The organism is Actinokineospora baliensis, assembly GCF_016907695.1.
Taxonomy (GTDB): Bacteria; Actinomycetota; Actinomycetes; order Mycobacteriales; family Pseudonocardiaceae; genus Actinokineospora; species Actinokineospora baliensis.
Genome location: NZ_JAFBCK010000001.1, coordinates 1,384,344 through 1,407,473, shown reverse-complemented (window position 1 = coordinate 1,407,473; position 23,130 = coordinate 1,384,344). Strand labels below are relative to the sequence as shown.

General features: G+C 69.9%; 24 protein-coding genes and 2 tRNA genes. 7 read left to right on the top strand and 19 right to left on the bottom strand.

Annotated elements, in window-relative coordinates; genetic code table 11:
* The 3 genes from JOD54_RS06525 to JOD54_RS06515 all read right to left on the bottom strand — a co-directional run bounded on the left by JOD54_RS06525 (nt 1) and on the right by JOD54_RS06515 (nt 1,743).
* On the bottom strand, nt 1–648 hold the full coding sequence (locus JOD54_RS06525) for an aminodeoxychorismate/anthranilate synthase component II (protein WP_204449669.1): 648 nt from the start codon (nt 646–648) through the stop codon (nt 1–3).
* Nucleotides 649–712: 64 nt separating this feature from the next.
* On the bottom strand, nt 713–868 hold the full coding sequence (locus tag JOD54_RS06520; protein WP_204449668.1) for a hypothetical protein: 156 nt from the start codon (nt 866–868) through the stop codon (nt 713–715).
* Complete coding sequence (locus JOD54_RS06515) at nt 868–1,743, bottom strand: class E sortase (RefSeq protein ID WP_307859866.1); 876 nt, start codon at nt 1,741–1,743, stop codon at nt 868–870. The genes JOD54_RS06520 and JOD54_RS06515 overlap by 1 nt, the downstream gene beginning before the upstream one ends.
* Before the next feature lie 149 nt (nt 1,744–1,892).
* On the opposite strand from JOD54_RS06515, the gene crgA reads away from it, so the two are divergent.
* A complete protein-coding gene (gene crgA, locus JOD54_RS06510) occupies nt 1,893–2,159 on the top strand; it encodes a cell division protein CrgA (protein WP_204449666.1) in 267 nt (88 codons plus the stop codon).
* 130 nt (nt 2,160–2,289) lie between these two features.
* Nucleotides 2,290–2,718, top strand: coding sequence for a PH domain-containing protein (locus JOD54_RS06505; RefSeq protein WP_204449665.1), 429 nt, complete (start codon nt 2,290–2,292; stop codon nt 2,716–2,718).
* Here the strand turns inward: JOD54_RS06505 and JOD54_RS06500 are convergent.
* Nucleotides 2,715–3,605 carry a rhomboid family intramembrane serine protease gene (locus JOD54_RS06500; RefSeq protein ID WP_204449664.1) on the bottom strand — a complete coding sequence of 297 codons (891 nt, stop codon included), beginning with the start codon at nt 3,603–3,605 and terminating at the stop codon, nt 2,715–2,717. The genes JOD54_RS06505 and JOD54_RS06500 overlap by 4 nt on opposite strands.
* On the bottom strand, nt 3,606–4,154 hold the full coding sequence (locus JOD54_RS06495; RefSeq protein ID WP_204449663.1) for a peptidylprolyl isomerase: 549 nt from the start codon (nt 4,152–4,154) through the stop codon (nt 3,606–3,608). It abuts the gene before it with no gap.
* A 96-nt stretch (nt 4,155–4,250) separates the two neighbouring features.
* Between JOD54_RS06495 and JOD54_RS06490 the strand changes: the two genes are divergently transcribed.
* Nucleotides 4,251–4,919, top strand: coding sequence for a hypothetical protein (locus tag JOD54_RS06490; protein ID WP_204449662.1), 669 nt, complete (start codon nt 4,251–4,253; stop codon nt 4,917–4,919).
* 409 nt (nt 4,920–5,328) lie between these two features.
* Here JOD54_RS06490 and JOD54_RS06485 read toward each other — a convergent pair whose 3' ends face one another.
* Nucleotides 5,329–5,868 carry a DUF2020 domain-containing protein gene (locus JOD54_RS06485; RefSeq protein ID WP_204449661.1) on the bottom strand — a complete coding sequence of 180 codons (540 nt, stop codon included), beginning with the start codon at nt 5,866–5,868 and terminating at the stop codon, nt 5,329–5,331.
* A 142-nt stretch (nt 5,869–6,010) separates the two neighbouring features.
* Here JOD54_RS06485 and JOD54_RS06480 point away from each other — a divergent pair, with 142 nt between their 5' ends.
* Nucleotides 6,011–6,433 carry a DoxX family protein gene (locus tag JOD54_RS06480; RefSeq protein WP_204449660.1) on the top strand — a complete coding sequence of 141 codons (423 nt, stop codon included), beginning with the start codon at nt 6,011–6,013 and terminating at the stop codon, nt 6,431–6,433.
* Nucleotides 6,434–6,510: 77 nt separating this feature from the next.
* On the opposite strand, the gene JOD54_RS06475 is transcribed toward JOD54_RS06480, so the two are convergent.
* The 13 genes from JOD54_RS06475 to dnaA form a co-directional block, all read right to left on the bottom strand.
* Nucleotides 6,511–6,942 carry an OsmC family peroxiredoxin gene (locus tag JOD54_RS06475; protein ID WP_204449659.1) on the bottom strand — a complete coding sequence of 144 codons (432 nt, stop codon included), beginning with the start codon at nt 6,940–6,942 and terminating at the stop codon, nt 6,511–6,513.
* A gap of 104 nt (nt 6,943–7,046) precedes the next feature.
* Nucleotides 7,047–7,292 (bottom strand): HAD family hydrolase, encoded by a 246-nt coding sequence (locus JOD54_RS35945; protein WP_372440392.1) that lies wholly within the window; start codon nt 7,290–7,292, stop codon nt 7,047–7,049.
* 291 nt (nt 7,293–7,583) lie between these two features.
* Nucleotides 7,584–7,659: transfer RNA gene (locus JOD54_RS06470), tRNA-Ala, on the bottom strand.
* A 33-nt stretch (nt 7,660–7,692) separates the two neighbouring features.
* Nucleotides 7,693–7,830 (bottom strand): DLW-39 family protein, encoded by a 138-nt coding sequence (locus tag JOD54_RS06465; protein ID WP_143073738.1) that lies wholly within the window; start codon nt 7,828–7,830, stop codon nt 7,693–7,695.
* 315 nt (nt 7,831–8,145) lie between these two features.
* Nucleotides 8,146–8,219 (bottom strand) — tRNA-Ile (locus tag JOD54_RS06460).
* Between the two features lie 57 nt (nt 8,220–8,276).
* Nucleotides 8,277–9,017, bottom strand: coding sequence for a DUF3566 domain-containing protein (locus JOD54_RS35470; protein ID WP_372440391.1), 741 nt, complete (start codon nt 9,015–9,017; stop codon nt 8,277–8,279).
* A gap of 95 nt (nt 9,018–9,112) precedes the next feature.
* Nucleotides 9,113–12,970, bottom strand: coding sequence for an intein-containing DNA gyrase subunit A (gene gyrA / locus JOD54_RS33965; protein ID WP_307859865.1), 3,858 nt, complete (start codon nt 12,968–12,970; stop codon nt 9,113–9,115).
* A gap of 53 nt (nt 12,971–13,023) precedes the next feature.
* Complete coding sequence (gene gyrB / locus JOD54_RS06435; RefSeq protein ID WP_204449657.1) at nt 13,024–15,000, bottom strand: DNA topoisomerase (ATP-hydrolyzing) subunit B; 1,977 nt, start codon at nt 14,998–15,000, stop codon at nt 13,024–13,026.
* Between the two features lie 227 nt (nt 15,001–15,227).
* Nucleotides 15,228–15,764, bottom strand: a complete 537-nt coding sequence (locus tag JOD54_RS33960; RefSeq protein ID WP_307859864.1) for a DciA family protein — start codon at nt 15,762–15,764, stop codon at nt 15,228–15,230.
* A 220-nt stretch (nt 15,765–15,984) separates the two neighbouring features.
* Nucleotides 15,985–17,142, bottom strand: a complete 1,158-nt coding sequence (gene recF, locus JOD54_RS06425) for a DNA replication/repair protein RecF (protein ID WP_204449655.1) — start codon at nt 17,140–17,142, stop codon at nt 15,985–15,987.
* Nucleotides 17,142–18,053, bottom strand: a complete 912-nt coding sequence (gene gnd / locus JOD54_RS06420) for a phosphogluconate dehydrogenase (NAD(+)-dependent, decarboxylating) (protein WP_204449654.1) — start codon at nt 18,051–18,053, stop codon at nt 17,142–17,144. Before gnd ends, recF begins: the two co-directional genes overlap by 1 nt.
* A gap of 28 nt (nt 18,054–18,081) precedes the next feature.
* The gene (gene dnaN, locus JOD54_RS06415) at nt 18,082–19,212 is read right to left on the bottom strand and encodes a DNA polymerase III subunit beta (protein ID WP_204449653.1); all 1,131 of its coding nucleotides are present in this window, start codon (nt 19,210–19,212) and stop codon (nt 18,082–18,084) included.
* A 974-nt stretch (nt 19,213–20,186) separates the two neighbouring features.
* Nucleotides 20,187–21,794, bottom strand: a complete 1,608-nt coding sequence (gene dnaA, locus JOD54_RS06410; RefSeq protein WP_204456116.1) for a chromosomal replication initiator protein DnaA — start codon at nt 21,792–21,794, stop codon at nt 20,187–20,189.
* 446 nt (nt 21,795–22,240) lie between these two features.
* Here dnaA and rpmH point away from each other — a divergent pair, with 446 nt between their 5' ends.
* The 3 genes from rpmH to yidD are packed head-to-tail and all read left to right on the top strand — an operon-like array spanning nt 22,241 to nt 23,127.
* Nucleotides 22,241–22,378 carry a 50S ribosomal protein L34 gene (gene rpmH / locus JOD54_RS06405; RefSeq protein WP_018684246.1) on the top strand — a complete coding sequence of 46 codons (138 nt, stop codon included), beginning with the start codon at nt 22,241–22,243 and terminating at the stop codon, nt 22,376–22,378.
* 15 nt (nt 22,379–22,393) lie between these two features.
* The gene (rnpA, locus tag JOD54_RS06400; RefSeq protein WP_204449652.1) at nt 22,394–22,807 is read left to right on the top strand and encodes a ribonuclease P protein component; all 414 of its coding nucleotides are present in this window, start codon (nt 22,394–22,396) and stop codon (nt 22,805–22,807) included.
* Nucleotides 22,804–23,127 (top strand): membrane protein insertion efficiency factor YidD, encoded by a 324-nt coding sequence (yidD, locus tag JOD54_RS06395; RefSeq protein ID WP_307859863.1) that lies wholly within the window; start codon nt 22,804–22,806, stop codon nt 23,125–23,127. The genes rnpA and yidD overlap by 4 nt, the downstream gene beginning before the upstream one ends.
* The last annotated feature ends 3 nt before the right edge of the window (nt 23,128–23,130 follow it).

The following is a 23,130-nucleotide window of genomic DNA, read 5'->3' as shown; positions in this document are numbered from 1 at the left end:
TCAGCCGAGGGCCTTGGTCAACTCGCGCATCCCGCGCTCGAGCTCGGCGACCCGCGCCTCCGGCACGGTGAAGCCCGCGGTGGCCAAGAAGTTCGCCAGCATCCGGTGACCGCCGTCGGTCAGCACCGACTCGGGGTGGAACTGCACGCCGTGCACCGGCAGCTCGCGGTGGCGCATCGCCATCACGATCCCGCTCTCGGTGCGGCCGGTGACCTCGAAGTCGTCCGGGATGGTGTCGGGCACGATCGACAGCGAGTGGTACCGCGTCGCGGTGAACGGGTCCGGCAGACCCGCCAGCACCCCGCCCCCGTTGTGCACCACCTGGCTCGTCTTCCCGTGCAGCAACTCCGGCGCCTGCGTGACGGTCGCCCCCCACGCCACACCGATCGCCTGGTGCCCGAGGCACACCCCCAACAGCGGCATCCCCGCGTCAGCACACCGCCTGACCACGTCGATGCTGTACCCGGCCCGCTCCGGCGTACTCGGCCCAGGACTGACCAGCACAGCGTCGAACCCGTCGAGCACCCCATCCTCGGTCAACCGCGCCGCATCGTTGCGCCAGACCTCGCACTCGGCCCCCAACTGCGCCAGGTACTGCACGAGGTTGTAGACGAAGCTGTCGTAGTTGTCGACGACCAGGACGCGCATGCCGGTCAACCTACCCGCCCGGCCCCCACTTGCGCCCCTGACTATCCCCGATCCCCACTTGCCATCACTGCGTGGTGACCTGGTTGAACGGCAGCTTCGGCTCGACCCAGGGGAACACGACGAACATCAGCAGGGCGACGACCCCGGCGACGAGCACGACGGCGGTGAGGACGCGGACCAGCACGGGGCCGGGGAGGTGGCGCCAGATCCACCCGTACATCAGCTGGTCTCCTTCAACTCGGGCGGCGTCTCGCCCGGCTTGGTCGGGTCCTTGGCCCACTGCTTGACCATCACCGCGTGCACGATGAGCCGCTGCCGGTCGGAGAAGCGCGGGTGGCAGGTGGTCAGGGTCAGCAGGGTGGCCCGCTCGCCCACGCTCGGGGCGTCGCGGTGGCCGGGGATGGGGGCGATGACCTCGCCCTGGCTGGGGTTGACGATCTGCTGGCCGACGACCCCGTCGTAGGGGCCGCCCAGGGGGGCGACGCCCTGGCAGCGCGGGTCGGTGCCCTTGCCGGTGGCCCAGCCGCCGACCTCGTCCTTCTTCGGCAGCATCCGGTAGACGAACCAGCTGTAGCGGGTCTCGACGACGATCGCGTCGCACGAGTTCAGCAGGTCGATGTCGTTGAACGGGGCACCCTTGCCCACCCGGTGCCCGGCGACGGCGAAGTTGCCCGGCTCGCCCGGGTACGCGGTGCCCTTGTAGTGGCCGGGGCCGATCTCCAGCGACCGGTCGGTGGTGCCCTCGATGATGGTGAAGGAGTAGTCGGCGCCGAAGGACGGGATGTACATCTTGGCGAACCCGGAGCCCTCACCGAGCCCGTCGAAGCGCTCGACCCGCTGCTGCTCGGGGGCCGCGGGGGCCGTGTCGTTCCACTCGGTGTCCAACGCCGACGTCGCGTCCTGCTGCTTACCAGCGGAAACGATGTCGGTCACGTAGACCTCGTAGACGACGAACAGCAGCACCACCAGGCCTGCGGTGATGAGCAGCTCACCGATGCCGCGGACCACGGTGCGCACCGCGTCACCGCCCCCGGGCCGCTCGTCCGGGCTGATGAGCTCGCCTGGCGGCGGGCCACCGGTGTCGAGCGTTGTCACGCGCGGGCTCCTCTCGGCCTGCGGATCCGGCATCGTTGGCGACTGGTGATTCGCCGACCTGCTCAGCTACGTTAACGTGTTGCACCGGCGGGAGTCGCGCCAACACGAGCGCGCCCGCACCCGACCGCACCACGTCAGGCGAGGACAGCATGCCGAAGTCCAAGGTCCGCAAGAAGGCCGCGTACACCCCGCCGGCCGACCGTCGCACGCCTGTGAAGGTGAAGCCGGCCGGGCCGTCACACCCGATCTACATCACCGTGATGCTGGGCATCATGGTCCTGGGGCTCGCCTGGCTGGTCGTGAACTACATCGCAGGCGAGAAGATTCCATTCATGGCCGACCTCGGCAACTGGAACTTCGCCATCGGGTTCGCCCTGATGATCTCCGGGCTGCTGATGACCATGCGGTGGCGCTGACCCGCTGGGTCACCGGGGTCGCCCGAGGCGGCGTCATCACGGTGGGCGAGGGCGACTGCTCCATTCAGCGGACAGCCACTGAACCACACGGATGTAAGTAGTCCCCATTGTGGATAACTACTGTGGATGAATGCCCGTGACCCCTGAGGACACCGCAGCGCAGTGGGCCCCCGAGCCCAAGGTGGTGGCCGTCGGCTGGCTGCTGACGGCCACTTCCGCGCTGGTCGCGGCCCTGGTCGACGACACGAGGGGCAGGGTCCTGCTCATCGTGGCCGCCGTGCTGCTCGGCCTGCTCGCGCTCTTCGGCACGATCGCCCGACCCCGCCTGCGCGCGGACGCCCGGGGGATCACCGTTCGGGGGATGCTCGGCAGCAAGCGGTGGAGCTGGGGCGAGGTCAACGTGCGGCTCGTGCGCACCCGCAGGCTCGGCCGCGAGAGCAGCGCCGTGGAACTCGACGCGGACAACGCGGCCGAACCCGACCTGGTGCTGCTCGGCCGCATGGACCTGGGCGCCGACCCGCGCGACGTCGTCGACGACCTGCTGCGGCTGCGGACCTAACCGATCACGAACATGTCCACGATCTGCGAGGTGCGGATCGCGAACATCCCCACCAGCGCCGCGCTCACCAGGACCACGGTGCCGATCTGCCACGCCCGGCGCTGGGCCGGGGGCGCGTAGATCATCCCGAAGGTCACCGCCGCGCCGACGACCAGGCCGCCCAGGTGGGCCAGCAGCGACACGCCCGGGAACGACACGCTGATCGCCAGGTTCAGCGCCAGCACGCCCACGACGTTCATCAGCACGTGCTTGTCCTGCTTGAGCCGCACCACCGCGACGATCAACCCGCCGAGCAGGCCGTAGATCGCCCCGGACGCGCCTGCGCCCTCGACGTTCAACGCGCCGAACACGTACGGGGCCGCGCTGCCGCCCAGCAGCGAGAGCAGGTACACCAAGGCGAACCTGGCCCGGCCCAGCAGCAGCTCCATGTCCCGCAGGAACCACAGCGCGACCATGTTGACCAGCAGGTGGATCGGCCCGAAGTGCAGGAAACCGCTGGTCAGCACCCGCCACCACTCACCGTGGGCCACCAGCGGCGGGTACTCGGAGAGCTCGTGGAACAGCGCGGAGCGGTCGTTGTCGATCGGGTCCTGGGCCAGCACGGCGGTGATCGCGAACATCAGGACGTTCAGCGCGATCAGCACGGGCACCAGCAGCGGCTTCTCGCCCAGTGGCGCCCCCGCGACCGTGGTCGCCCGCCGCTGGACCTTTCGCCCGGCGTTGACGCAGTCGACGCACTGGAAGCCGACCGAGGCCTCGACGAGGCACTCCGGGCACGCGGGCCGACCGCAGCGGGTGCAGCTCAACCCGGTGAGCCGGTCGGGGTGGCGGACGCAGGCGGGAAGACCCGCCTGCGTCCCCGGGTCGGGCTGGAGCGGTGGGGTCACCTAGTGCTTCTCGACGGTGACCTTGTTGATCACGACATCGGTGACCGGCTTGTCGCCGGGGTTGGTCGCGGTCGCGCCGATGGCGTCCACGACGGTGCGCGACTCCTGGTCGGACACCTCGCCGAAGATCGTGTGCTTGAAGTTGAGCCAGGTGGTCGGCCCGACCGTGATGAAGAACTGGGACCCGTTGGTGTTGGCACCCGCGTTCGCCATCGCCAGCAGGTACGGCTTGTTGAACTGCAGCTCCGGGTGGAACTCGTCGGCGAACTCGTAGCCGGGGCCGCCGCGGCCGGTGCCGGTCGGGTCGCCGCCCTGCAGCATGAACCCGGCGATCACCCGGTGGAAGATCGAGCCGTCGTAGAAGGGGCCCGAGTCGGCGCCCTGGGCGTTCTTGCTGTGGTACTCCTTCGAGCCCTCGGCGAGCCCGACGAAGTTCGCGACCGTCTTGGGCGCGTGGTCCGGGAACAGGTCGATCCGGATGTCACCCTGCGAGGTGTGCAGGGTGGCGGTCACCTTGGTCCCGACGAGGGATGCGTTGCTGTCTGCCACCGCCCCATCGTGCCATCTTCGGCGAGATCCGTCCGGAAGGGGCAGGATTGATGGGGTCAGGAATGTCGGAGAGCACACGATGGACGAGGTGAAGCCATGACCCGGGCCGGAGAGACGGTGGGCAAGGCCGTCGGCACCGGCTGGCGCGCGGTGCGCCAGGGTGCGGTGCGCGCTTCAGCCGCCGGGGCCGAGGCGGCCCACGTCGCCGAGCAGAAGCTCGCCGCCAAGGGCGTCGCGCCGCAGCAGGTCGCCGAGGCCCTGGCCGAGACGGCGCAGGTGGCGAAGGAAGAGGTCCTCGAAACCACCCGGCGCACCCGCAAGCGCCTGGCCAAGACGGCCAAGCAAGCCCGCAAGGACCTGGGCAAGGCCGCCAAGCAGGCCCGCAAGGACGTCGCCAAGTCGTCGGCGGCCAAGCAGGCCGCCAAGGCGACAGCGCCGGTGCGGGCGCAGGTGAAGCAGCTGAAGAAAGACCTCAAGCCACAGGTCAAGCAGTACCGCAAGGACCTGGAAACCCAACTCCGCGCCGCCAAGTCCGCCGCCCGCCAGGCGGCCAAGGACCCGGCGAACAAGCGCCGCCGCTGGCCGTGGCTACTCGCCATCCTGGGCATCGGCGCAGGCGCCGCCGTGATCCTGCGCGGCAAGCCAACCCCCACCACCCCGCCGCAGCCGCCCGCCCGCCCCGAACCCCCGGCCCCCAAGGCCGAGGAGGCAGGCGCCGAACGCAACGGCCAGGCCAAGCCCACCCACATCAGCTCGGACAAGTAGCCACACCCCCAAAGGCGGCCGACACTGCTCGGCCGCCTTTGCCATGCCCCGGTCAGTTGCCGCGCACGGGCCGCTGCTGCCTGCGCTCTGCCGACGACCGATGCCCCGGAGCGTTCACCATCACCGAAACCGCCTGATCCCCGCCCCGACCACGTCGGCGACATCCCCCGGACAGGCGAATCCACCCGCCCCCATCCCACCGACCTGCCGATTCGCGTTATCCACAACCCCCTCCGCCATCCACAGATTCTCGCCACCCCCCGCCCGCACCCCCACTCTCGATAGACTGGCACCGGGGACGCCCCCCAGTGGAGCGGTGGGGGCTGTGGGTCGGGCTGCGGTCGCGGGGAGGGTCTTCGTTGCGGTCTGAGCAGGTGGGTGCGGGGGGTCTGGGGCTGCTGGCGGGCGGCTAGAGGCCGAGGTTGGTGATGACGGTTTCGGTGATGCGGCGGGCTTTGATGGTCTGCTCCTGGTTGGTGCTCACCACGACCGCGGTGCCCGCCTTGGCGACGGCGTAGACGGCGCCCTTGGGGCCGGAGAGGGAGCCGCCGGTCCAGCCAGCGGGGGCGGAGGCCGGGTTGGAGGTGGCGATGGGGGCCGCCTCGTCGACCAGGAGTTTCGCGGTGGTGGGGTCGCCGGTGTAGACGCGGGCGGTGAGTTGGACGCTGCCGTCGGGGCGGTAGAAGAAGCACGCGGGGGGCTTGTCGGCGGAGGTGCGGACCTTGGTCACGTGCTGGCCGTTCGCGTCGGCCACGACCGAGCTCTCCAGGTAGGGACACGGTCCGTCGGCGACCGGCTCCGGGGCGGGCGGGGGGCCGGGGGCGGTGGTCGCGCTCGGCGCGGCCGAGGACGGCGGCGTGGTGGTCGCGGGCGGCGCGACCTGCGGCTCAGTGGTGGTGCACGCCGCGAGGGCGAGCAGGGGCGCGGCGACGATCACGACTCTTCTCATGGCGGCGCAAGTCAACCAGATGACGGTAAGTGTGGTGTCGGCCACTCGTTGAACCGGAACAGCGTCAGGGGCATTACAGACAGTGTGGCCTCGGCCACGAATGGATGACTACCCTGTTGTTCCGAATGAAAGAGAGCCAGGCATGGACCTGTTCGACAGAACACGGGACCACGTACTAGCCCTGTTCCGGATCGTCATCGGCTTCATCTTCGTCCTGCACGGTGTCGCCACCCTGTTCGACGTGATGACCGGCCCGCGCGGCGGGAAGGTCCCCGAGTTCGCCTCGTGGCCGAGCTGGTGGGCCGCGGCCATCCAGCTCGTCGCGGGCACCCTGGTCGTGCTGGGCCTGGGCACCCGCTACGCGGCGCTGCTGTGCTCCGGGTCGATGGCCTACGCGTACTTCACCGTGCACCAGGCGAGGGCGCTGTTCCCGATCGAGAACGGCGGCGAGATCCCGGCGCTGTTCGCGTGGTCGTTCCTGCTGATCGCGGTCTTCGGACCCGGCAAGTGGGCCATCGACGAGCTGTTCAGCCGCTCCCGCCGCAAGGAAGCCGCCGCGGCCTGAGAGTCGTCAACCCGGGCCGGACACCGGGGTTGCCGACCGGCGGGGCGGGGACACAGGTCCCCGCCCCGCCGCCGCGTCTAGACCAGGGCAGCGTCGAGGGTGATCTCGGTACCCGTGAGCGCCGCCGACACCGGGCAGATCCGCTTGGCCGTCTCCGCGATCTCCGCGAACGCCCCCGCGTCGAGACCGGGCACCGCGGCCCGCGCGGTCAACGCGATCCCCAGGATGGCGAACCCGTCGCCCCTCTTCCCGAAGGTCACCACCGCCCCCGTCTCGATCCGCTCCGGCGGCGTCCCGTTGGCCCCCAACAACCCCGACAACTGCATCGAGTAGCACGACGAGTGCGCCGCCGCGATCAACTCCTCCGGCGAGGTCTGCCCGTTGGCCTCCTGCGCCCGCGACGGGAACGACACCGTGAAGCTCGCCGCCCCCGAGGTGTCCAACGAGACCTGCCCCGTCCCCCGGGCCAAATCCCCACTCCACACCGTCGTAGCCCTGCGCTCAGTCATCCACCACTCCTAGGAACGAGATCAGTACGCCCCAGTCGTACCCCTCGCGCCCCACCCCCGCACTCCCAACCCCTCGCGCCTGCCTTGATCCCCAGAGCCAAGTCCTAGTGGGCTTCGACCAGCAACGTCATTGATGTCGTCAGTGCCGCTGACCTGGCCAAGCCGTGGAGCTTGTCGGGCTTGTTGGCGTAGCCGATGAAGGGCACCGCAGCTGTTTCTGCGGCGTGCAGGTCGGTGATCGAGTCGCCGACGAAGACTGCGGCGGCTGGTCGGCGGCCGTGAAGGGCCTGGTGGAGAAGGTATGGGCTGGGCTTGAGGCGGTCGGTCCTGGCGTCTTCGCGGGCGGCGATCCCGGTGACCAGAGGTGCTAGTCCGTGCAGTTGTTGCTGACGCTCAACAGCGGGCGATCGCTGCTGACAGCCTCAGCTTCGTGAGCTGTTAGGGCAGCCTCGACGTAGCGGGCTTCCTTGGGGCCGATGGTGACGACGTAGCGAAGGACGGTCTCGAAGGCGATGAGCCACCACGTGGCCAAGTCCCGGAAGGGGCACGACGGGGGCACGGGAGCTGAACCGGTGTCCACACGGGAAACGCCCAGGCAGCGAAGGAACCGCGCTGACCTGGGCGTTCTCATGTCTGAAGAGTGGTGGAGACGAGGGGAATCGAACCCCTAACCCCCGCCTTGCAAAGGCGGTGCTCTGCCAATTGAGCTACGTCCCCGAGCGGCACGGCGCTGCGCCGTGCCCCAGGCCGTTAGGCCTTCTTCGCACCGTTGTTGGCGGGGGCGGTGGCCTCACGCCACAGCGCGGCTTCGGCCTTGGCCGAGCTCTTGCGCTTGATGACCAGGAGGACACCACCAGCGACCGCGGCGAGCGCGAGGAGCTTCTTCACGACGTATGCCTCCTTAAGGCACCAGAACCCAACTTCCGCCAGCCCTCTCTCCCCAGGACCGACCCAACTAGTCTGCCACACCCGCCCCAGTGCTCCCCCGCTCGGTCACCCAGGCCCCTGGGCCACTCCACAGTTCCGCCGGCCCTGACCCCGGTCCCGGCACTCCCGCGTTTCCGTCCGCTACGCAAGCTCCGCGAACTCCACCGCTGCGCACCTTCCCGCCCCCGCACCGTGGGGGTCTGGGGGGTCGCCCCCCAGATACGACAACGGACGACCCGGTCTGCTCTCTTCGCAGACACAAGTCGCCCGAGTCCGTGGGCCTAGGAGGACTTGAACCTCCGACCTCTTCATTATCAGTGAAGCGCTCTAACCGCCTGAGCTATAGGCCCCTGTGGGAACGCCAGAAGGTTACAGCACGTGGCTTCTGGGCCCCAAATCGGTATCCCCTACTCGCGCTCGGCGAGGGTGACCTCCAGGCCGCCCGCGAGGTCCGCCGACACGTTGTAGACGAACGCGCCGACCGTCGCCAGGGCACTGAACAGCACGATATTGATCGCGCCGATGATGGCGGCGATGCCGAAGACGCGCCCGGCGCTGATCAGCGGGCCGGTGTTGCCGCCGCTGCTGTTGAGCAGGTCGTTGGAGATGCCGTTGACCTTGTCCCAGACGCCCATGCCGTCGAGGGCGGCGTAGAGGGCGCCGACGGCGACCAGCCAGACGAAGAACAGGGAGACGCCGAGGACGAGGCTGAGCTTGAGCACCGACCAGGGGTCGAAGCGCTTGATCTGCAGGTTGGCGCGGCGGGGGCCGCGGCCGGGGCGGCGCAGGGCGCTCGGCGGGGCGGTGCTGCCCGGGGTGGCCCTGGCGCCGTTGTCGAGGTTGAGCGCGGCGCGGGGCGGTGGGTCGGTGAACAGGCGGGGGGCGGCCGCGCCGGTGACGACGGGGCGGGGGACGGCGATCGTGGCCTCGTCGGGGGGCTGGAAGGCCGGGGCTTGGCCGTTGCCGGGGTGCGGCACCGCCTGGGTGACGTCGGGGTCGGCCTCTGGCGCGGGGAACGCCGGTGGCTCGGGTTCTTCCTCCTGGGCGAGCCGGGCCCAGGGCGGTGGCGTGGTCTCGTTCTCCTCGACCACGGCACCGTCCTGGGGTTCCGGTGTCTGCGCTGGCGAGTCCTTGCTCGTCGTGGCGATGACCGAAGTCCGTTCCGGTTCTTCGTGTCCGGTGGTGTCCGGCTTCTCGGGCTGTGTCACGAGCGGCTTCCCCTAGGTCTCGCGCGTTCTGTCTTCTACTCGGCTTGCTCGGTCGCGTCTGCCTCCGGCGCGTCGCCGTCGACATCCCCCTCGACCACTGCACTGTCCTCGACCACCGCGCCATCACCGACAGCGACGGCACCGTCCTCGGTGATCGCGTCGACGTCCTCGGCGGCCACCTCGGCGCTGCGGGCGATGGCGACCAGGGTGGTCCCTTCGCCCAGGTTCATCAACCGGACGCCCTTGGTCTGCCGACCCGCCTTGCGCACCTCCTTCGCGGTGGTGCGGATGACCCCGCCGGAGGAGGTGATCGCGTAGAGCTGGTCCTCCAGCTCCACGATGACCGCTCCCACCAGCCTGCCACGCCGCGAGTCGTGCTGGATGGTGAGCACGCCCTTGCCGCCGCGCCCCTGCACCGAGTAGTCCTCGATCGGGGTGCGCTTGGCGTACCCGCCGTCGGTCGCGACCAAGACGAATGTGCCCTCCTTCACCACCCCGATGGTCAGCAGCTCGTCACCGGAGTTGAACCGCATGCCCTGCACGCCGGAGGTGGCCCGGCCCATCGGCCGCAGCGCGTCGTCGCTGGCGTGGAAGCGGATGGACTGCCCGCCCGCGGACACCAGCAGCAGGTCGTCGTCGGCCGAGCACAGCACCGCGCCGACCAGTTCGTCGTCCTCACGCAGGTTGATACCGATGAGACCGCCCGCGCGGTTGCTGTCGAAGTCGGCCAGCTTGGACTTCTTCACCAGACCGTCGCGGGTGGCCAGCACCAGGTACGGGGCGGCGGTGTAGTCCTTGATCTGGATGACCTGCGCGATCTCCTCGTCCGGCTGGAACGCGAGCAGGTTCGCCACGTGCTGGCCGCGGGCGGCGCGGTTGGCCTCGGGCAGCTCGTAGGCCTTGGCGCGGTAGACGCGGCCCTTGTTGGTGAAGAACAGGATCCAGTCGTGGGTGGAGCAGACGAAGAAGTGCGCCACGATGTCGTCCTGCTTGAGCGCCGCGCCCTGCACGCCCTTGCCGCCGCGCTTCTGCGCCCGGTACAGGTCGGTCTTGGTGCGCTTGGCGTAGCCGGTGCGGGTGATCGTGACGACCACGTCCTCGACCGCGATCAGGTCCTCGACCGAGACCTCGCCGTCGAACGGGATGATCCGGGTGCGCCGGTCGTCGCCGTGCTTGTCGACGATCTCCATCAGCTCGTCGCGGATGATGTGCCGCTGCTGCTCGTCGCTGGCCAGGATCGCCTCGAGCTCGGCGATGTAGCGCTCGATCTCGGCGAGCTCGTCGATGATGCGCTGGCGCTCCAGGGCGGCGAGCCTGCGCAGCTGCAGCTCCAGGATCGCGGTCGCCTGGATCTCGTCGACCTCGAGCAGGGTGATCAGCCCGGTCTTGGCCTCGTCGGCCGAGGGCGAGCGGCGGATCAGGGCGATGACCTCGTCGAGCATGTCCAGGGCCTTGGCGTAGCCGCGCAGGATGTGCGCGCGCTCCTGGGCCTTGCGCAACCGGTAGCGGGTGCGCCGGACGATGACCTCGATCTGGTGCTTCACGTAGTGCCGGATGATCTGGTCCAGGCGCAGCGTCCTGGGCACCTGGTCGACCAGCGCCAGCATGTTGACGCCGAAGTTGTGCTGCAGCTGGGTGTGCTTGTAGAGGTTGTTGAGCACCACCTTCGCCACGGCGTCGCGCTTGAGGCCGATCACGATCCGCATGCCCGAGCGCGAGTTCGACTCGTCGGCGATCTCGGAGATCCCGGTGAGCTTCCCGTCGCGCACCAGCTGCGCCATGTTCTCGATCAGGTTGTCCGGGTTCACCTGGTACGGCAGCTCGGTGACCACGAGGATGGTGCGCCCCTTGGCGTCCTCCTCGACCTCCACCACCGCGCGCATCCGCACCGAACCGCGGCCGGTGCGGTAGGCGTCCTCGATCCCTTGCGTACCGAGGATCAGCGCCTTGGTCGGGAAGTCCGGCCCCTTGATCCGCAGCAGCATCGCGGCGAGCAGCTCGTCGTCGGTCGCATCCGGATTCTCCAACGCCCACACGACACCGTCGGCCACCTCGCGCAGGTTGTGCGGCGGGATGTTGGTGGCCATGCCGACCGCGATACCGCTGCCACCGTTGACGAGCAGGTTCGGGATCCGCGACGGCAGGATCGTCGGCTCTTCGGTCTTGCCGTCGTAGTTCGGCGCGAAGTCAACGGTGTCCTCACCGATGTCGCGCAACATCTCCATCGCCAACGGCGTCAGGCGCGATTCGGTGTTGTGGCTGACGAACCCGTCGGTGATGAAGGCGTGGTCTTCGGTGTCGACGCGGATGCTGTAGACCGGTCGCACGCCCGCGTCGACGATGGACTCGACCTGCGCGTAGTAGAACCGACCATCCACCAACGGTTCCACGACGTCGAGAACGCCCGGCTCGGTGATCCGCTCGACGATCTCGTCGCGGTTGTACTCCCACCGCTCGATCCGGTCGACGTTGTGCCTGCGCAGCCAGTCCCGCTCGGTCCACCGGGCAGCACCGTTGGCGCGGATGTATTCGCCGACGAACGGCACGTGGTCGCTCGACATCGAGCGGCTCTCGGTCGGGATGCCGTCGAGGATCGCGACAAGCTTGTTCTGCTTCGCCTGCAGGAAGCCGACGTTGGTGGCGAACAACCGCGCGTCGCGGCGGTTGGTGATGACGACCTTGATCTCGCCGTCCTCGTAGCGGACCAGCTTGCTGACCACGCCGAACTCCAGCAGCAGCTGCTGGACCTCGCTCGCCAGGCGGGTACTGCGGGTCGAGTAGGAGATCTGCACGGTGTTGCGCGGCAGCGCCGAACAGGACCCGTCACCGGTGAACAGCGAACTCAGGAATGCCCGCTTGAGCGTTGGACCGCCTGCCCACACGAACTCCGGGACGTGCTTACCCGCACTGCGAACCCCGACCATCTCGGCGAGCGGGCTGGTGACGAAGGCCGACATGTCCTGCACGTCGAGTTCGTGGAGCAGCGAGCCCGAGGCGATGGTCCGCGACGAGACGTAACGCCGCCCACCCACCACGGTGTCGTAGGCGCTGATCACACAGTCGAAGTACGACTTGTCGGTGTTGTTGAAGCCTGCCCGCCCCGGCGAGGCCCAGCCCTCGCTGACGAAGGCGCCTGCCAGGATCGCCGCCGCGTAGTCCTTGACCGGCGGAATTCCGGCTTCCTCGGCCGGGGTGCGCTGCATGACGACGCAGTCGCCGGGCTGGATCTCCTCCAGCAGCTTCCACAGCAGCGTCGGCACGCCGAGCACCGACACCAGGCAGAGCACCGGGTGGTTGTGCGTGCCGGTGAGCTCGAAGCCCTCGCGGGTGGTCAGCTTCAGCGTCGGGTGCTCACCGGAGTGGAACAGCCGGTCCGCGCGCACCGGGTTGCCGTTGCGGTCGAGGACCTTGAGGTCGATCGCGTTGTCGGAGTTCGGCAGGGCGTCCGGGACGATGTCGCCGATCCGCACGCTGGATCCATCGTGCATCCGCACGCGAGTTTCTGCATCAATACAGTAACGCATCGCGGCAGCCGGGTCGTTGCCCGGGCTGCCGAAGTTGCCCTGGCCGTCGACGAGGGGGTAGCGCATGGACCAGGGTTGGGCCAGGCGCACCAGGGTGTCGTAGATGCTGGAGTCGCCGTGGGGGTGGTAGTTGCCCATGACGTCGCCGACGACTCGGGAGCACTTGACGTAGCTGCGGTCGGGGCGCAGACCGGTGTCGAACATCGAGTAGAGCACGCGCCGGTGGACCGGCTTGAGGCCGTCGCGCACGTCCGGGAGGGCGCGGCTGACGATGACGCTCATCGCGTAGGCGATGTAGGAGTTCTGCATCTCCTGCTGGATGTCGACCGGCTCGATGCGGTCGCCGGGCGGAGGCAGGGTTTCGGTCACGACCGGACGTTCCTTTCACGCGGGGGGTGTGCGACGCGGGGGCATGGCCCCGGCTACACGTCCAGGAAGCGGACGTCCTTGGCGTTGCGGGTGATGAACGAGCGGCGGGCTTCGACGTCCTCGCCCATGAGCACGCTGAACAGCTCGTCGGCCTGGGCGGCGTCGTCGAGGGTGACCCGCAGCAGCACCCGGTTGGCCGGGTCCATGGTGGTCTCCCACAGCTCCTCGGCGTTCATCTCGCCGAGACCCTTGTAGCGCTGGATGCCGTCATCCTTGTTGATCTTCTTGCCCGCCGCGAACCCGGCTTCGAGCATGCCGTCGCGCTCGCGGTCGGAGTAGGCGTACTCGGGCTCGGTCCGCTGCCACTTGATCTTGTACAGCGGCGGCTGGGCCAGGTACACGTGGCCGTGCTCGATGAGCCCGCGCATGAACCGGAACACCAGCGTCAGCAGCAGGGTCCTGATGTGCTGGCCGTCGACGTCGGCGTCGGCCATCAGCACGATCTTGTGGTACCGCAGCTTGGCGACGTCGAAGTCCTCCTGGATCCCGGTGCCCAGCGCGGTGATGAGGCTCTGCACCTCGGTGTTCTTGAGCACCCGGTCGATCCGGGCCTTCTCCACGTTGATGATCTTGCCCCGGATCGGCAGGATCGCCTGGAACAGCGAGTCCCGCCCCTCCTTGGCCGATCCGCCCGCCGAGTCGCCCTCGACGATGTAGAGCTCGCACTCCTCCGGGTTGGTCGACCGGCAGTCCTTCAACTTGCCCGGCAGACCACCGATGTCGAGCGCGCCCTTGCGCCGCACCAGTTCGCGCGCCTTGCGGGCGGCCATCCGCGCCTGCGCCGAGGACACCGACTTGGTGACGATGGTCTTCGCGTCGGCCGGGTTGCGCTCGAACCAGTCGGCCAGCCACTCGTTGCAGGTCTGCTGCACGAACGTCTTCGCCTCGGTGTTGCCCAGCTTCTGCTTGGTCTGGCCCTCGAACTGCGGCTCGGCCAGCTTCACCGACACGATCGCGGCGAGGCCCTCGCGCACGTCGTCGCCGGAGAGGTTCGCGTCCTTCTCCTTGAGCAGCTTCTTCTCCCGCGCGTACACGTTGACCACCCTGGTCAGCGCGGCTCGGAAGCCCTCCTCGTGGGTGCCGCCCTCGGGGGTGTTGATCGTGTTGGCGAAGGTGTACACCGACTCGCTGTAGCCGGTGTTCCACTGCATCGCGACCTCGACCTCGATGCCGGTGCCCTTGGCCTCGAAGGCGATGACCTTCTTGTGGATCGCCTCGCGGCTGTGGTTGATGTGCTTGACGAAGTCCTCGAGCCCACCCGGGTAGTGGTAGGTGCGCTCCTTGACCCGCGCCGCCTGGCCGTCGGCGTCTGCCTCGGTCTCGGCGTCGGAGACCCGCTCGTCGCGCAGGACGATCGTGAGGCCCTTGTTCAGGAACGCCATCTCCTGCAGGCGCCTGGCGACGGTCTCGGCGTTGTAGGTGGTGGTCTCGAAGATCGCCGGGTCGGCCCAGAAGCTGATCGAGGTGCCGAGCTCGCGGGTGGCGGCGCCCTGCACGACCGGGCCGAGCGGCTTGGAGTCGGCGTAGCCCTGGGTCCACACGTACCCGTCGCGCTTGATGACCGCTTCGAGCCTGGTGGAGAGCGCGTTGACCACCGAGATGCCGACGCCGTGCAGGCCGCCGGAGACCGCGTAGCTGTCGCTGTCGAACTTGCCGCCCGCGTGCAGCACGGTCATCACGACCTCGAGCGCGGAGCGCTTCTCCTCCGGGTGCTCCTCCACCGGGATGCCGCGGCCGTCGTCGTCGACGCGGACGCCGCCGTCGGCGAGCAGGGTGACCTCGACCTTGGTGGCGTGGCCCGCCATCGCCTCGTCGACCGAGTTGTCGACGACCTCCCAGATCAGGTGGTGCAGGCCGCGCTCACCGGTGGACCCGATGTACATGCCCGGGCGCAGCCGGACAGCTTCGAGGCCCTTGAGCACCCCGATGGAACCGGCGCCGTACGAGTTCTCCTGCTTGTCAGCTGCCACGTGCCCGGTGTCTCCTCGTGCGTCGGAACGACTGCGGGGCGGCGCGCGGGTCGAGGCTGGCGACCGGCTCGGTCGCGCTCTCTGGGCCGCCCGCGCGCACCCTCCCAACATAGTACTGGTGCGGTCGCGCAGAACCGGGTCAAGGACACCCCTGGCTCGGTCACAGAGACCAGTTTGGCAACTGGCACGGGTCCGGACGCCAACGCCACTGTCTCGACCCGCGAGGTTCAGCCGTAGGTGTCTCGCGGTCCACGGCCGGGGACGTGCCGGGGGCCGTACCGCCAACTGGGTGCGGAGGGGCCCTGCACTTTCAGCCTGGTGACCACGTCGCGGCCGACCGAGGCGGCGATGCCCGCGAGCAGCTGGCGCTGCAGCAACCGCAGCTGGGTGGCCCAAGCGGTGGAGTCGGCCTGCACGGTCAACTCCCCGTCCTTGAGCGCGACGGGCTTCGCGTGCTCGGCGATCTCGGCCCCGACCAGTGTGGCCCACCGGTCGAAAACCTGCCCGTTCGCCAGGTTGCCCTGCCAGCCGCGCTCCACCGCGATCCGCGAGGCGAGCCTGCCCAGCGGTTGGGGGTCGCGCTCGTCGGCACCGGCGCCGGACCACCGCCTACGCTTGCGGGACCCGGCCCCCGCTGTTCCACGTGGAACAAAGCGGCGCTTCGGCTTGCTCTGGGCGGCCTGCCGCGCGGCGGCCAGGGCGGCTCTGGCAAGATCTGATCCCCGCGGCGGCTGCTGACCGCCAGCGACCTCACCCTGCGTCACCCCTGTGGATGGATCATGGGGTTGTCCACCCCCTGGTGTGGATGAACTTTGGCGTTTCCCCGCCCCGGGTACCCCGGATGGCCGCACAGTGACGGTGTTATCCACACTATCCACAGGGTTATCCCCAGTTGTGGGGGCGGCAACGCCACGCTTGGTAACCGACTGTCGCCGAGGCGCACGCGGTGGCGGGGCGGGTTCCAGCGCACCGCCGAACAGGTCATCAGACACGCCGCACCTCCCCGTCGGCCACCTCGTACCGGGCACCGACCAACTCGCCGGGCACATCCTCCTCCACCGCGGCCGTCACCAGGACCTGTTCGGCCCCGACCGCCACATCGGCGAGTCGCTGCCGCCTGCGCCGGTCCAACTCGGCGAACACGTCGTCGAGCACCAGCACCGGTTCGCTGCCCTCGTCCTTGAGCAGCTCGTAGGACGCCAACCGCAGCGCGAGCGCGAACGACCACGACTCGCCGTGGCTGGCGTAGCCCTTCGCCGGGGCTTCGCCGAGCACCAGGTCGAGCTCGTCGCGCTGCGGACCGACCAGGCTGACCCCGCGCTCAAGTTCGGCGTCGCGGCGCAGCGCCATCCTGGCCAGCAGCGCGTCGGTCACCACTTCGATGTCGGCACGCTCCCCGCCCGGCTTGCCGTAGCCCGCGGGTAGCGTGTCCTCGATCTGCGAGCGGTACGCGACCTGCGCTGGACGGGACTCGGGTGCGACCCCCGCGTAGGCCGCGGCCACCCGCGGCGCGAGGTCGGCGACCAAGTCAAGCCGGGCCGCCAGCAACTGGGCGCCGTGCACGGCGAGGTGGTTGTCCCATACGTCGAGGGTCGACACCGCGTCCGGATCGGCCCGGCGCGCGCGCCGGTTGGTCGCCGCACTCTTCAGTAGTGCGTTGCGCTGCCGCAGCACCTTGTCGTAGTCGGCGCGCACCCCGGCGTACCTCGGTGCGCGCAGCACCAACAGGTCGTCGAGGAACCCGCGTCGTTCTCCCGGGTCGCCGCGCACCAAGGCCAAGTCCTCAGGCGCGAACAACACAGTGCGCAAGATCCCGAGCACGTCGCGCGTGCGCGGGACCGGGCCCCGGTTGATCCGCGCCCGGTTCGCCTTGCCCGGGGTGATCTCCAGTTCGACCGTCAGCTCCCGGCCGTCGTTGATCACCGCGGTGCGCACGACCGCCCGCGAGCACCCGTGCCGGACCAGCGGCTGGTCGGCCGCCACCCGGTGCGACCCCAGGGTGGCGACGTAGCCGATGGCCTCGACCAGGTTGGTCTTGCCCTGCCCGTTGGAGCCGACCAGCACCGACGGCCCGGCGTCGAACTCCAGGTCGGCGTGCTGCCAGGACCGGAAGTCGCTGACCTGTAAGTGCCGGACCCGCACTAGCTCACGTCGCCGGACCCGGACGTGGGTCCCGCCTTGTGCACCGCGTGCCCGCCGAACTGGTTGCGCAGCGCCGCGACCGCCTTCATCGCGGGCGAATCGGCCTGGCGGGAGGCGAACCTGGCGAACAGGGCGGCCGAGATGACCGGGGCGGGCACGGAGTGGTTGATCGCTTCCTCCACCGTCCACCTGCCCTCGCCGGAGTCCTCCACGTACCCGCTGATCTCCGAGAGGCCCGGGTCTTCCTCCAGCGCCTTGACCAGCAGGTCCAGCAGCCAGGACCGGACGACCGTGCCACGGGTCCACGCCTTGAGCACCGCGGGAACGTCGGTGACCTCGTCGGCCGCGTCGAGCAGTTCGAAGCCCTCGGCGTAGGCCTGCATCAGGCCGTACTCGATGCCGTTGTGCACCATCTTCGCGTAGTGACCGGCGCCGACCTTGCCCGCGTGCGCGAAGCCCTCCTCGCGCGGGCCCTCCGGCCGCAGCGCGTCGAAGATCGGCAGCGCCCGCTCGACGTGCTCCCGGTCGCCGCCGACCATCAGGCCGTAGCCGTTCTCCCGGCCCCACACCCCGCCGGACACGCCGACGTCGAGGTAGCCGATCCCCTTGTGCGCCAAGAGGTCCGCGTTGACCTTGTCGTCGGTGTAGCGGGAGTTGCCGCCGTCGATGACCAGGTCGCCCTCGGCGAGCAGGTCCCCGAGCTCGGCCACCGTCTGCCTGGTCGGTTCCCCCGCGGGCACCATCACCCACACGACCCTGGGCGCGGCGAGCTTGCCGACCAGGTCCGCCAGCGACGAGCTGTCACTGACCTGCGCGTTGCGGTCGTAGCCGATCACCTCGTGGTCGGCGGCGCGCAGGCGCTCGCGCATGTTGAAGCCCATCTTGCCCAGGCCGACGAGTCCGAGCTGCACGGTTGTTCCTCTCGCTGTGGCTGCTGGATCAGCCCGGGAGCCGGACCGGCATCAGCAGGTAGAGGTACCCGGGGATGACGCCATCATCGCCGACCGGCTTGATCAGCGCCGGGCGGTTGGGCGTGGTGAACGACAGCTCCGCGCGGTCGTTGTGCAGCGCGGCGAGCCCGTCCTGCAGGTAGCCGGGGTTGAACGCGATGGTGACCGGGTCGCCGGTGAACTCGACCGGCAACTCCTCCTCCGCGCTGCCCTCGTCGTCGCCACCGGCGGACAACCTCAGCACGCCGTCGGCGAACTCCAGCCGGACCTGGGTGCCGCGCTCGGCGACCAGCGACACGCGCTTGATCGCCTCGACGAGCGGGGGCACGCTGATGACGGCGCTCGAGGTCTGCTCGTTGGGCAGCAACTGGCGGTAGCGCGGGAACTCCGCGTCGAGCAGGCGGCTGGTGGTGCGCCGCCCGGAACCGGACAGGCCCAGCAGTCCGTCCCCAGGCGACAGTGCCAACTCGACCGTGCGCCCGGAACTGCCCAGCGCCTTGGCCGCGTCGGCGAGGGTCCGCGCGGGCACCAGCACCGCCGCGTCCTCCACGTCGCCGGAGGGCTTCCACTCGAACTCGCGCATCGCCAGCCGGAACCGGTCGGTGGCCACGAGGGTCAGCTTCTCCCCGGTGATCTCCACCCTGACCCCGGTGAGCATCGGCAGCGTGTCGTCCTTGCCCGCCGCGACCGCGACCTGGCTGACGGCCAGGCCGAAGACCTCGCCCTGGAGCTCGCCCGCGTGCTGGGGCATGGCCGGGAGGGCCGGGTAGTCGTCGACCGGCATGGTCGGCAGGCTGAACTTCGCGCTGCCGCAGGTGATCGCGACCCGGGCACCGTCGACGGAGATCTCGACCGGCTGGGCGGGCAGCGACTTGGTGATGTCGGCCAGGAGCTTGCCGGAGACCAGGGTGCGGCCGCCGTCGGCGACGGTGGCCGGGACCTTGACGGTGGCCGACACCTCGTAGTCGAACCCGGACACGGTGAGTCCGTCGGAACCTTCCGCGGCGCCCGCGTCCAGCAGAACCCCGCCGAGGACGGGGACAGGGGGTCGGGACGGGAGGCTGCGCGCGACCCAGGCGACGGCGTCGGCCAGGCCGTCGCGCTCGACGCGGATCTTCATGGGAGTCCTTTCCAGGCCCGTCCGCCGCGCCGCACCGAGTCGTGCCAGGCCGCGCCGTCGAGCTGTCCACGCTGTAGGGCCCAACCGTAGAGCGTGATCCGGGGCCCCGTCATCCGGGGCGGCCCGCTCCCGGCCGGTCCTGGGCGAGCGCCGCGGCGAGGTGTCCCCAACTTCGGCCATCCCCTGTTTCTTCTTTTTTGTTCATCTGGAAGAGAAGAAAAACAGCAGTAGTAGTAAGCGTTGTGGATTGTGTGGATGACCGTGGTCCGCGCAGGTCACGGTGCACGGCGCCCTGTGGAGAACCGGGGGGTCGGACCGGTGGACAACTCGGGGGGTCGGTGGATGGTTTTCCGGCTCACCCGTTCGGTCCACAGATCGGCCGAGTTGTCCACAGAACGATCCCCAGATGTGGGCCGAGTAGCCCCCAGGCGGCCGCGCGACTGCCCACAGGGTTGTGCACAGGGTTATCCACCGTTTTCGGTGACGCAGACCACCCGGGTTCGCCCGTTCGTGACCTTTCTGGGGGTGTGGAGCGGCCCTCCCCAGGCCCAGAAAACCTCCGCGACGGGGCGGATCCGGTAGCGGGCGCGGCGCCGCGGCCCACCCGGCACCCCGGCGATCGACGCGATCGGCCGACTTCGACGGCTCCCCGGCGGCCGCTCCACGGCGGCAATAAAGAGTGCGACCCGAGCTCGGCGGCCGGAACTTTTCTGCGCCTGGGGATCGGGTGCGGACACCGCCCCGGCGCGGGGCTCCGGCGGAGTTGGGCGGCCGGAAGACACACGGCCGGGACGAACCTATCGGGCGCCGTGCTCACGGCACGAGTCGAGGCGGGTGCGCGCGGTCAGCACCCGGCGCGCGGCGCGATCTTTACTGCACCGGTGGACGGTCCCGCACAGCCGCAATAAAGAGGTGCGACCGCTGGATCCGGGCATGGGTGTACCCCGGAGGTGACTTCCGGGGTACGAGCGCCGTCAGGCGCGGGCGCGCTGCTTGATGCGGGAGGTCAGCTCCTGCACCTGGTCGTAGATGCGCCTGCGCTCGGCCATCTCCTTGCGGATCTTCTTGTCCGCGTGCATGACCGTGGTGTGGTCCCGGCCGCCGAAGGTCTGCCCGATCTTGGGCAGCGACAGGTCGGTGAGCTCCCGGCACAGGTACATCGAGATCTGCCTGGCCTGCGCAAGCGCTTTCGTCTTGCCGGGGCCGCACAGGTCGTCGATCGAGACGCCGAAGTACTCCGCGGTCACGGCCATGATCGTCGGGGCGCTGATCTCCGGGGCCTGCGAGTCGGGGATCAGGTCGCGCAGCACGATCTCGGCCAGGCCGACGTCGACCGGCTGGCGGTTGAGCGAGGCGAACGCGGTCACCCGGATCAGCGCGCCCTCGAGCTCGCGGATGTTGGCCTCGACCCTGGCCGCGATGAACTCCAGCACCTCGGCCGGGGCGGCCAACCGGTCCTGGGCCGCCTTCTTGCGCAGGATCGCGATCCGCGTCTCCAGCTCCGGCGGCTGGATGTCGGTGATCAGACCCCACTCGAACCGGGTGCGCAGCCGGTCCTCCAGCGTCTCCAGCCGCTTGGGCGGCCGGTCGGAGGACACCACGATCTGCTTGTTCGCGTTGTGCAGCGTGTTGAAGGTGTGGAAGAACTCCTCCTGAGTACCTTCCTTGCCCTCCAAGAACTGGATGTCGTCGACCAGCAGCACGTCGATGTCGCGGTAGCGGCGCTGGAACGCCACCTTCCGGTCGTCGCGCAGCGAGTTGATGAAGTCGTTGGTGAACTCCTCGGTCGACACGTAGCGCACCCGCATGCCGGGGAACAGCCGTTGCGCGTAGTGGCCGACCGCGTGCAGCAGGTGCGTCTTGCCCAGCCCGGACTCGCCCCAGATGAACAGCGGGTTGTACGCCCGGGCGGGCGCCTCGGCGACGGCGACCGACGCCGCGTGGGCGAAGCGGTTGGACGCGCCGATGACAAACGTGTCGAACGTGTACTTCTCGTTGAGCCTGGTCTTGGAGGTCTGCGGCTGCGCGGGCGCGGTGAACGGCTGCCCGCTCGCGTGCTGACCGGTGAAGGTCGGCCAGATCTCGTGGACGGTGGCGAGCGCGTCGCCCTCCTCGTCCACCTCCTCGCCGTCGTCCTCGGACTCCGGGTGCTCGGCCGACTGGGCGTCGAGCGCGGCCACGTCCGCGGCCGGGATGGTCAGCGTGTCGCCGTCGACCTCGGCGGTCACCACCGGGGACGGCGCGACCACGGGGGCGGCGACGACCTGGTTCGCCACGCCCTGGCCGGGCACGGGTACCGCGGCGGGCGTCGGGACGGCGGGCGCCGCGTCGACCTTGACCGCCAGCGACACCACCCGGCCAAGCCTGCGGGAGAGCGCGTTGGTGATCGGCTCGCGCAGCGCGCGCTCGATCGCCTCCTTGGCGAAGTCGCTCGGCGCGGAGAGCAGCGCGGTGCCGTCCAGCAGGCCGATCGGCCTGGTCATCCGCATCCACGCCCGCTGGGACGGGGACAGGGTCCCGGCGGACAGCTCACGAACGACCTGCTCCCAGACCACCCCGAGATTCATCTGGTGCTCGGACATCGGCGCCCGCTCCCCTCCCCTCTTCGGCATCGGCGGTAAGGCTGGTCCCGGTGCGCGTTCGCCGTCAAACGGGCATCCACAGGGTTGTCCACAACTGTGCACGAAGGTACGGCCGAGGCGAGGGGACACCCGTGTCGGGGGGTCAAAGGTACTCAGTGCTCCGGCGACGGCGGCGCGGCAGGTGCTCCATCCCGGGTGCGGTCGACCAAGAGGCGCACGGTAACAATGGCGGCCCGCGCTCACAAGCGGCGTCCAGGCCCCGCCGCGGCCGCCGGTGTGGACCCCGGTTTGAAGGCGCGGGCACCGGTGCGTACCCTCATAAGGTCTCCCGCTTGCGGCGGGTGAGTTCCGCGTGCCCCACGCGCGTCGAACGTCGAGTCCCCAGCCGCTGACCGGCTGGGGGCGGGCAGACCTGCTAGACCTGATGAGTACCGGGAGAACGAGCCGTGAGCAAGCGCACCTTCCAGCCGAACAACCGCCGCCGCGCCAAGACGCACGGCTTCCGCCTGCGCATGCGGACCCGCGCGGGCCGCGCCATCATCGCCGCCCGCCGCCGCCGGGGCCGCGACAAGCTGTCGGCCTGACCCCAGCCGGTCGCCGTGCTTCCCGCGGCCTGCAGGCTGACCAACAGCGCGGACTTCCGGCTGGTGACCAGGCGCGGGCGGCGCGCCGGTCGGCCGAGGCTCGTGGTGCACGCCATCACGGCCGGGGCCGGAACCGAACCCCACGAAGCCGACCCGTCGGCGACGCGGACCCCCGCGGCGCCGAGGGTCGGTTTCGTCGTGAGTAAGGCCGTGGGCAACGCCGTGGTCCGACACCGGGTCTCGCGCATGCTGCGGCACGTGGTGCGCGCGCGGATCGGAACTCTCCCGCCGGGCAGCACGTTGGTGGTGCGTGCCCTGCCGGTGTCGGCGGAGGCGACGAGCGCTGAGCTGGGCCAGGACTTCGACGCCGCGATCCGCAGGCTGCGCCTGGCCCCCGGTGTTGGGGCGGACGATGGCGGTGGGGCGTGAGTGCAACGAGCGCGGTGCGTGACCGCGTCGAGGCCGCGCGCCCGGGACCGGTGGCCAGGGTGCTGCTCGCCCCCGTGCACCTCTACCGGCGGTGGATCTCACCGGTCCTGCCGCCCGCCTGCCGCTTCCACCCCAGCTGCAGCGCCTACGCCGTCGAGGCGCTGACCGTGCACGGCGCGCTGCGCGGGTCATGGCTCGCCGCGCGCCGCCTGCTCCGCTGCGGCCCCTGGCACCCCGGTGGCCTCGACCCCGTGCCGCCGAGGAGAACCGAGACCGAGTCCGGGCCCAGCCCGGTCGAGCAGACAGCCACCGAGGAGTAGTTC